Genomic DNA, 8,915 nt, shown 5'->3' on the forward strand with positions numbered 1-8,915 from the left:
GCATCGCCGCGTCGCGCGGGCCGGGTCGCACCCGCTTCGGGCCGACGGCTTCGGCAACACCGATGATCGCCTCGATCATGCCCGCGACCTGCGGGCTGGCGAGGCCGTAATAGCGATGCCGGCCCTGGCTCGCGAGCGTCAGCAGCCCGCCCTCCATCAGCTTCGACAGATGCGAGGAGGCGGTGGGCAGCGACACGCCGGCTTCCAGCGCAAGTTCCGATGCGGTCAGCGCCGTTCCGCCCATCAGCGCGTTGAGCATGTTGGCGCGGGCCGGGTCGCCGACCAGGCTGGCGATGCGGGCGATGTCGGGTCCTTCACGCATAGTTCGATCCTTATCGAAGCATTCGTGCAAGAGAAGCACTATTCTCGGGCGAGCTCAAGGAGCGCGGCAAACGCTCCTGGCACAAGAATGCCTAGCACACCGAGGGAAGCGATGTTTCGACAGTGGTCGAACCGTCGCTGCCACAAAGCCAACCGACGAGGAGAGACCGAAATGACCATCACCTGCTTCATCCGCTACGAGATCGACCCGTTCGGCAAGGCTGCCTTCGAGCAATATGCGCGCGCCTGGGGCCAGGCCATCCCGCGCTGCGGCGCCGAGCTGATCGGCTATTTCGCGCCGCATGAGGGCTCGGCCACCACGGCTTATGCCGCCTACAACATCGAGAACCTCGCGGCCTACGAAGCCTATCGCGCCCGGCTTGCCGCGGACCCGGCCGGCAAGGCAAACTACGAGTTCGCGCGGCGCGAGAAATTCATCCTGAAGGAAGATCGCATCTTCCTTAAGCTGGTGTCCGGCCCGCATGGGCCCAGGAAGGTTTTCGATACCAGCGTAACGGTCAAGGAAGGGATAGAGGCATGATCGCTGTCATCTTCGAGGTTGAGCCGGGGGAAGGAAGGCGCGATGCCTATCTCGGCATCGCCGCCGAGCTTAAGCCCCTGCTCGAGAGCATCGACGGCTTCATCTCGGTCGAGCGCTTCCAGAGCCTCACCGATCCGAAACGCGTGCTGTCACTGTCCTTCTGGCGCGACGAGGAGGCGGTGAAGGCCTGGCGCAACACCGAGGAGCACCGCCAGGCGCAGAAGGCCGGCCGCGGCGGAATCTTTACCGGCTATCGTCTGCGCATCGCCCATGTCGTGCGCGACTATGGGCTGACCGAAAGAGCCGAGGCGCCGCAGGATAGCCGGATGGTGAACGGCTAGGCGTTGCCTATCAGTACCCCCGCGCCGAACACCAGCGCGCCGCCCAGCACCACCTGGAAGGCGGCGCGCCAGAATGGCGTCTGCATGTAGCGGTTCTGGATGAAGGCGATCGCCCAGAGCTCGAAGAACACCACGACCGCGGCGACGATCGTTGCCGTCCAGAAGTAGGGGATGAGATAGGGCAGCGCGTGGCCGAGCCCGCCAAGTGTCGTCATGACGCCGACGGTGAGGCCGCGCTTCACCGGCGAGCCGCGGCCTGAAAGCTTGCCGTCGTCGGAAGCCACCTCGGTGAAGCCCATCGAGATGCCGGCGCCGATCGAGGCGGCGAGGCCGACCAAGAAGGTCTGGAACGTTTGATGGGTAGCGAACGCCGCGGCGAAGATCGGCGCCAGTGTCGACACCGAGCCGTCCATCAGCCCGGCCAGCCCCGGCTGGACATAGGTGAGGATGAACTGGCGCTGCTCTGCCGTCGCTTCCTCCACCTTCACCTCGCCCGGGACATGTTCCTGTTCGAGCTCGTGCGCGGAGTTCTCGTGGCCGAGCTCGGCCGCGGCCAGCTCGTCGAGCAGCTTTCGGGTCGACGCATCGGTCGTGCGCTTGGCCGCCTCGACATAGAAGCGATAGGCCTGCCGCTCCATTTCCTCGGCCTGGCGGCGCACATGCTCGATGCCGAGCGGCCGCACCAGCCAGTCCGGCTTGCGCTCGTAATAGCCTCTCACATGCTCGCGCCGGATCAGCGGGATGCGCTCGCCGAAGCGCTTGCGGTGGAGCTCGATGAGGGAATCGCGATGGCCATCCTCTTCCTCCGCCATCGCCTCGAACACCTTGGCCGATTGCGGAAAATCTTGTGCCAGCCCGTCGGCATAGGCGCGATAGATGCGCCCGTCGTCCTCTTCGGAAGAAATCGCCAGCGCCAGGATCTCCTGCTCCGACAGCGAATCGAAGGAGCGGCGGCCGAAGCCGAAAACACGGGAAAGCATGAGGAAATCACCCTAGTTTAGAATGGTTCTAAACTAGGGACTCGTGAGCCGAGGGTCAATCACGGACGTCGTGGGGCACACGGATTTCGTCGTTCCAGCGCCGCACTCTTCATTATTGCCGAATGTTCACCTATATGGGGCGCACCAGCCGAAATCGAAGGAAACATGGATGACGGAAAAAACGCCCCCGCACGTGTTCGACCCGAAACCCGTTCTCGATCTCATTGCCAGCATCGAGGCCGACCTGCAGCGCCTGAAGGGCCTGGTCGAGCAGCAGGCCGAAAAATTCGACCCGGCCAATCCGCACAACAAGACGCCGGACGGCAAGCTGACCGAGGAAGGCGTCGAGTGCTGCTACCGCATGTTCGACGAGGGCAAGTCGCGCTATACGGTCGCCCAGCAGATGAAGATCTCGTTTGCCGCCGCCACCCACCGCTTCGCCAGCTGGCGCAAGCTCGGCGGCAAGAAGCGGACAAAGGCGCTGCTGGGGTGAGGGCTGCCCCTCGCTTCGTCATCCTCGGGCTTGACCCGAGGATCATGCCGTGACGGCTGCCGTAGAGTGCCATGGGTCAGAACAGGTTCGGAACGTCCTCACGACGGGTGCCCCTTCTGATTTGGCTTCGCGTGTCACGGAGGTCACGGCATGGATCCCAGGGTCTTCGCCGCGTCGCTTCGCTCCTTGCTTCGCCCAGGGATGACGACGTTCAGGAGCGCTACCGCACTCCAAACATTGTCTCCATCACATTTTTTCGTTGGCGCGCCGGGATAATTTCCGTGCACCATGGGCGGTCCCGTTCTTCGCAAGGCCCTCGCCATGACTACCCTTCCCGGCATTTCCGACATCCAAGCCGCCGCCGCGCGGCTTTCCGGCCTTATCGTCGAGACGCCGCTCATCGAATCGCCCGAGCTCAACAAGCGCTATGGCGGCCGCATCATGTTCAAGCCCGAGACGCTGCAGCGCACCGGCTCCTTCAAGATCCGCGGCGCCTATAACAAATTGTCGTCGCTCACCGAACAGGAGCGCAGCCGCGGCGTCGTTGCCTTTTCCTCCGGCAACCATGCGCAAGGCGTTGCCGCTTCGGCCGCCATGTTCGGCGTCAGGGCGGTCATCGCCATGCCCGTCGACGCGCCGGCGCTCAAGGTCGGCAATGTCCGCAAGATGGGAGCCGAGGTGGTGCCGTTCGATCGCTTCAAGGACGACCGCATGACCGTCGTTCGCCCCTATATCGAGAAAGGCATGGTGCTGGTGCCGCCTTTCGACGATCCGGCCATCATCGCCGGTCAGGGCACGATCGGGTTGGAGCTGATGCGGCAGGCGAAGGCGCTTGGAGTATCGCTCGACGCGGTCGTCATCCCTTGCGGCGGCGGCGGCCTGTCGAGCGGCATTTCCGTTGCGGTCAAGGATGCCTCGCCACACACGCAGGTCTGGGCGGTCGAGCCGGAGCACTTCGACGACACGCGCCGCTCGCTCGCCAAGGGCGAGCGGGTTTCGAACGAGCCCGGCCATACCTCGATCTGCGATGCGCTCCTCACCGCCGAGCCCGGCGCCATCACCTTCGAGATCAACCGCAAGAATCTCGCCGGCGCCATCGCCGTCTCCGACAAGGCCGCAGCGCAAGCGATGCGCGATGCCATGGCCCATCTGAAGCTGGTGGTCGAGCCAGGCGGCTGCGTCGCGCTTGCGGCGCTGTCATCCGGCGAGATCGATCTCGCCGGCAAATGCGTGGCGGTGGTGCTTTCCGGCGGCAATGTCGATTTCGGCACGTATGCGGAAATCATGGCGGCTGCGTAGATTTTTGTGGGAGAGTGTGGTGGCCCGCAAGCTGTAATCGCCGCGATCCTTCACCCCCCTCTGTCCGGCAGGACAGAGGGGGGTGCTGTCCCTCCAGCGTCAAAACTTTTCCGCCACGCTTTGGTCAATCCAACGTCCGCCTGAAGCGCACCAGCGCCACGCCGGCAAACAGCGCCACGAACACCACCAGCCAGCCGATCTCGGTCGCCACCGCCGGCAGCTCCGCGCCCTTCAGCATGACGGCGCGGGTGATGCGCAGGAAGTGCGTCAGCGGGAAGATCTCGCCGAAGATCTGCGCCCAGCCCGGCATGCCGCGATAGGGGAACATGAAGCCCGACAGCATGATCGAGGGCAGGAAGAAGAAGAAGGTGAGCTGCAGCGCCTGCATCTGGGTGCGCGCGATCGTCGAGATCGTGTAGCCGAGCAGCACCAGCGCCAGCACGAACACCAGCACGGCGGACAGGAGCAGCGACAGCGACCCCATGAAGGGGATGGAAAACAGAAGCTTCGCCGCCGCCAGCACCACCACCACCTGCACCGCTCCGACCACCAGATATGGCAGCACCTTGCCCAGCATGATCTCGAGAGGGCTGGAAGGCATGGCCAAAAGGTTTTCCATCGTGCCGCGCTCGGTCTCGCGCGTCAGCGCGATCGAGGTCATCATCACCATCGTCATCTGCAGGATGACGCCGAGCAGGCCGGGAACGATGTTGTATTGCGAGATGCCTTCCGGGTTGTAGCGCCGGTGCACGACGACATCGAGCTGGCCGCGCGCCGCTTCCTTGGCCGCTTCCTGCGTGCCTTGGGCTCTGAGCAGCGCCTGGCTGGCGACGGTGCTCAATGTCGAGATGGCGCCGCTGGCCACCGCCGGGTCGGTGGCGTCGGCCTCGATCAGGATCTGCGGATTGTCGCCGCGCTCCACCCGCCGCCCGAAATCGGCGGGGATGGTGACGACGAAGGCGACATCGCCGCGCGACATCAGGAACTCGGCCTCGGCCGCGCTTTGCGCCACATGGTCGAAACGGTAGTAGCCGGTCGTCTGCAGCGCCGAGACCATCGCCCGCGTGTAAGGATCGCTGCTGGTCGCGACCAGCGCGGCCGGCAGGCTCTTCGGGTCGTTGTTGATGGCGTAGCCGAACAGCACCAGCTGTATCAGCGGCACGCCGAGCATCATGGCGAAGGTGATGCGGTCGCGCCGCATCTGGATGAACTCCTTGATGAGCAGCGCGCCGAGCCTGGCGATGGAGAAGACCGCGTTCATGCCATCTTTCATGCCATGTTGTCCTTCGAGCCGGACATGAACTGGATGAACACATCCTCAAGGCTGGTCTCGCCCGGCGCTACCGTCACGCCCTTGTGCTCCTTCTCGACATCCGCAAGCGCCTTTTCGAGCGCCGCCTTGTCGGAGCCGACGACATGCAGCGTGGCGCCGAACGGCGCCACCTGGTCGATGCCGGGACGGCCCTGCAGCGCCTCGGCAACCTGGTCGAGCCGCGGCCCCTGCAACACGAAAGTGGTCAGCCCGGCATTCTTGACCACCTCGTCCACCGTGCCGGTGGCCAGCATCTTGCCGTAGGAGATGTAACTGATGCGGTGGCAGCGCTCGGCCTCGTCCATGTAATGGGTGGAGACGAGCACGGTGAGCCCGCCGCTCGCCAGCCTGTGGATCTCGTCCCAGAACTCTCGCCGCGCCTTCGGGTCGACGCCTGCCGTCGGCTCGTCGAGCAGAAGCAGCTTCGGCTCGTGCATGATGCAGGCCGCCAGCGCCAGCCGCTGCTTCCAGCCTCCCGAAAGTGTGCCGGCCAGCTGGTTGCGGCGTGTCGCCAGGCCGAGGTCATCGAGCGTGCGGGCCACATATTCCTCGACCGGCCTCAGCCGGTAGAGCCGCGCCACGAATTCGAGATTCTCGCCGATCGTCAGATCCTCGTAGAACGAGAACTTCTGCGTCATGTAGCCGACTTCGCGTTTGATCTTGAGCGCATCGGTCAGGATGTTGAAGCCCAGCACCGTGCCCTCACCCTCGTCCGGCGTCAAAAGCCCGCACATGATGCGGATGGTCGTCGTCTTGCCCGAGCCGTTCGGCCCGAGGAAGCCGACGATCTCGCCCTCGGCCACCGTCATCGTCACATGGTCGACGACGGTCTTGTCGCCGAAGCGCTTGACCAGTCCGTGGACGTCGATGACGTTCATTTCCCAAGATCCGCCAGGTCGACATCGACGATTTGGCCGGGCTGCAGCGGCCCGGCATCGCCCTCCGGCCGCGCCTCGACGAGAAAGACCAGCTTCTGCCGGTTCTCAAGCGAGTAGATCACCGGTGGGGTGAATTCCGGATCGGGCGACACGTAGCTGACGCGCGCCTTCAGATCCGGCCCGCAGCCGTCGCAACGGACGCTGAGCAGCGTGCCGACCTTGACCGAGGAGAAGGCGGTCTCCGGCACATAGACGCTGAGCTTCACCGCGCCGTCGGGCAGCATCGAGATCACCGGCGCGGTCGGTCCGGCGGTGTCGCCGGGGTTGCGGATGACATCGTTGATGCGCCCGGGCGAGGGTGCCGTCAGCACCCGCTTCGACAGTCGCCACACGGCCTGCCCCAATTCAGACTGCGCCTGCTTGACCTGGTTCTCGGCCGCCTTGATCGTCTCGGCCCGCGCCGGCAGGCCGCCGACAGCGAGATTGGCTTCGGCCTGGCCGACCTGCGCGTTTGCCGTCTCCAGCGAAGCCGAAGCCGTATCGTAGTCGGCCTGCGTGCCGGTGCCGCGCTTGTAGAGGTCGCTGGCGCGGTCATATTTGCGCTTGGCGTCGGCGGCCTGCGCCTTCGCCATGTCGACCTCGGCCTTCAGCACCGCGATCTCTTCCGGCCGCTTGCCCACCTTGAGGTCGGCAAGCTGCGCCTGCGCCTGGGCGAGCGCGGCTCCAGCCTGCGCTACGGCGATCTTGGCGTCGGCGTTCTCCAGCGTCACCACCGGCGCGCCCGGCTCGACGCGGTCGCCGCGCTTGACCGTGACCGTTTCGACCTGCGCGACCTCGATCGGCGCCAGCAGCACATATTCGCCTTCGACATAGCCGACGGCCAGCGGTGCGGCCGGCGCGCAGGCACCGAACAGCTGGGCCGCGAGCGGCAGCGAACAGAGAAAGCTCATGATTTGCCCTTCCTGCCGGCGGCTGCGTCGCGCGCCGCCAGCATTGCCCTGAGGTTGTCGGTCGCGACCGCCACCACCTTGGCGGCCTCCTTGTCGCCGATCTCGCGCCAGTCCATCCTGCGCATCACCGCCTCGCGTCCGATGCGGAAATAGATGACCTGGCCGATCATGGTGAACACGGTGAGCCGGGTGGCTTCGCTCTCGGCGGGCTCGCCGGTCGCCTGCTCCCAGATCTGGCAAAGCCGGCGATGCGTCGGCTCGAACACGCCTGCATAGATACGGTCGAGCGCCGCCGTCGGGTGCGACAGCTCGCGGAGTACGAATTGTACGATCTCGCCGGCCTGAGGGCTTGCAACGACAAAGCCGACCATCCGCTCCAGCGCGGCAAAAAGCTGTGCCCGCGCGGCTTCCGGGTTTGAAGGGGCGGTCTGCTGGGGTGCGCCGAGCGCCTGGCCGGCAACCCCCTGGATGGTCTCGACGATGAAGTCGGCGGCGGCGGCGCGCAGGCCTTCCTTGCCACCGAAATGATAGGCGATGGAGCCGATATTGGCCTTGGCCTCGGCCGCGATCTCGCGCGTCGAGGTGCCGTCGAAGCCTTGCCGGCCGAACAGCTTGAGCGCGGCATGGACAAGGGCTGCGCGCGTTTGATCGGCGGGAGAGGCTTCGCGTTGCGGCCTTTTGGTGTTCGTCTGCTTGCTCATGATATTCGTTTAATCAATCGATTGATTAAAGTCAAATTGAATCCCGACTCGGCTTGCCATCTCCGTCCGCGCGGGCTTTATTGCGCGGCCATGGGCAAGGAAGTCGAGCGCAAGTTCCTGGTCTCTGACCCCACCTGGCGCAGCCTGGTCGAGGCGGATATCCGCATTCGCCAGTTCTACGTTGGCGCACAGCCCGGCCGCACGGTGCGCGTGCGCATCAACGACGGGCGTTCCGCCGAGCTGACGCTGAAGTTCGGCGACAGGGCGCGCGAGCGCGACGAATTCGAATATCCCATCCCTCTCGCCGAGGCCGAGGAATTGATGGCGTTCGCCATTGGGCGTGTCATCGAGAAGACACGCCACCATGTTAGACACCGCGGCTATCTCTATGAAGTCGATGTGTTCGGCGGAGTGCTCTCGGGGCTCGTGGTCGCGGAGTTGGAGACGCCGGAGGACGTACCTGACGAAATGCTGCCCGACTGGCTCGGTCGCGAGGTCACCGGCGAGTCGAGGTTCTACAACGCGTCGCTGGCCCTCGGGGGGATTCCGGAGATCGCCGCATGAGCTTTCGTATCGATCCGCGCTTGCCGCTGACCGGCGAGGTCAGGCGCATATTGGCCGACGAGATCGGCAGGGCTCTCGGCCATCTCGAGACGGCGCGCGACAAACCGGAGCAGGGACTGCACAAATGCCGCAAGCGGCTGAAGAGCGTGCGGGCCTTGCTGCGCTTGGTTCGTTCCGGAGACGAACCGTTCTGCCAGACCGAAAACGAATGTTATAAGCAGGTGTCGGCGCTGCTTGCCGGCCCGCGCGAGGCGACCGCTCTCATCGAGACCGTCGATCGCCTGGCGGACGCCTTTCCGGAACAAAGCGCCGGCGGCGGCCTCGACGCCGTTCGTGACCGGCTGGTGCTGCGCCAGCATGAGCTCCACGCCGGCCCTGGTCTCGACGCCGCCATAAATGCCGCCGTCACCGCTTGCCAGGAAGGGCTGGAGCGCATCGACAGGCTGTCCCTGCCCGATCAGCCGGAGCAGGCGGCCGACATCCTGGCCGAAGGCGCCCGCGCCACCTTGCGGCGGGCGAAAAAGGCGCTGGACAA

12 protein-coding genes are annotated in these 8,915 nt (G+C 65.2%); 6 read left to right on the top strand and 6 right to left on the bottom strand.

The features are described 5' to 3' along the window. Window positions 1-322 (bottom strand): ArsR/SmtB family transcription factor (locus DH10_RS01690; RefSeq protein WP_192384112.1); only part of this gene is annotated, 322 nt, incomplete at its 3' end. Window positions 323-493: 171 nt separating this feature from the next. Between DH10_RS01690 and DH10_RS01695 the strand changes: the two genes are divergently transcribed. Together DH10_RS01695 and DH10_RS01700 are read left to right on the top strand one after the other, a co-directional pair. Next, window positions 494-862 carry an NIPSNAP family protein gene (locus DH10_RS01695; protein ID WP_192255209.1) on the top strand — a complete coding sequence of 123 codons (369 nt, stop codon included), beginning with the start codon at window positions 494-496 and terminating at the stop codon, window positions 860-862. Beyond that, window positions 859-1,203, top strand: coding sequence for an antibiotic biosynthesis monooxygenase family protein (locus DH10_RS01700; protein ID WP_192255211.1), 345 nt, complete (start codon window positions 859-861; stop codon window positions 1,201-1,203). Before DH10_RS01695 ends, DH10_RS01700 begins: the two co-directional genes overlap by 4 nt. Here DH10_RS01700 and mbfA read toward each other — a convergent pair. Then, window positions 1,200-2,183: an iron exporter MbfA gene (mbfA, locus tag DH10_RS01705; RefSeq protein ID WP_192255213.1), complete on the bottom strand. Its 984-nt coding sequence runs from the start codon at window positions 2,181-2,183 to the stop codon at window positions 1,200-1,202. The two genes, DH10_RS01700 and mbfA, sit on opposite strands and share 4 nt — an antisense overlap. 169 nt (window positions 2,184-2,352) lie before the next feature. On the opposite strand from mbfA, the gene DH10_RS01710 reads away from it, so the two are divergent. Beyond that, on the top strand, window positions 2,353-2,676 hold the full coding sequence (locus tag DH10_RS01710; RefSeq protein ID WP_192255214.1) for a hypothetical protein: 324 nt from the start codon (window positions 2,353-2,355) through the stop codon (window positions 2,674-2,676). Between the two features lie 321 nt (window positions 2,677-2,997). After that, the gene (locus DH10_RS01715; RefSeq protein ID WP_192255216.1) at window positions 2,998-3,975 is read left to right on the top strand and encodes a threonine/serine dehydratase family protein; all 978 of its coding nucleotides are present in this window, start codon (window positions 2,998-3,000) and stop codon (window positions 3,973-3,975) included. A 124-nt stretch (window positions 3,976-4,099) separates the two neighbouring features. Here DH10_RS01715 and DH10_RS01720 read toward each other — a convergent pair whose 3' ends face one another. Genes DH10_RS01720 through DH10_RS01735 form a run of 4 tightly spaced genes read right to left on the bottom strand, consistent with a single transcriptional unit; the run spans window position 4,100 to window position 7,816 of the window. Next, window positions 4,100-5,236 (bottom strand): ABC transporter permease, encoded by a 1,137-nt coding sequence (locus tag DH10_RS01720; protein ID WP_192255259.1) that lies wholly within the window; start codon window positions 5,234-5,236, stop codon window positions 4,100-4,102. A gap of 8 nt (window positions 5,237-5,244) precedes the next feature. Further along, entirely contained in the window at window positions 5,245-6,165 is a 921-nt protein-coding gene (locus tag DH10_RS01725) for an ABC transporter ATP-binding protein (RefSeq protein ID WP_192384113.1), read from the bottom strand. Beyond that, complete coding sequence (locus DH10_RS01730) at window positions 6,162-7,115, bottom strand: HlyD family secretion protein (protein ID WP_192255219.1); 954 nt, start codon at window positions 7,113-7,115, stop codon at window positions 6,162-6,164. The genes DH10_RS01725 and DH10_RS01730 overlap by 4 nt, the downstream gene beginning before the upstream one ends. After that, a complete protein-coding gene (locus DH10_RS01735; RefSeq protein ID WP_192255221.1) occupies window positions 7,112-7,816 on the bottom strand; it encodes a CerR family C-terminal domain-containing protein in 705 nt (234 codons plus the stop codon). Before DH10_RS01735 ends, DH10_RS01730 begins: the two co-directional genes overlap by 4 nt. A gap of 90 nt (window positions 7,817-7,906) precedes the next feature. On the opposite strand from DH10_RS01735, the gene DH10_RS01740 reads away from it, so the two are divergent. Together DH10_RS01740 and DH10_RS01745 are read left to right on the top strand one after the other, a co-directional pair. Continuing rightward, window positions 7,907-8,380: a CYTH domain-containing protein gene (locus tag DH10_RS01740; RefSeq protein WP_192255223.1), complete on the top strand. Its 474-nt coding sequence runs from the start codon at window positions 7,907-7,909 to the stop codon at window positions 8,378-8,380. Further along, a partial coding sequence (locus tag DH10_RS01745) for a CHAD domain-containing protein (protein WP_192384114.1) occupies window positions 8,377-8,915 on the top strand: 539 nt, incomplete at its 3' end. The genes DH10_RS01740 and DH10_RS01745, both read left to right, overlap by 4 nt.

Origin of the sequence: Mesorhizobium silamurunense, assembly GCF_014843825.1 — a bacterium.
Lineage (GTDB): Bacteria > Pseudomonadota > Alphaproteobacteria > Rhizobiales > Rhizobiaceae > Mesorhizobium > Mesorhizobium silamurunense.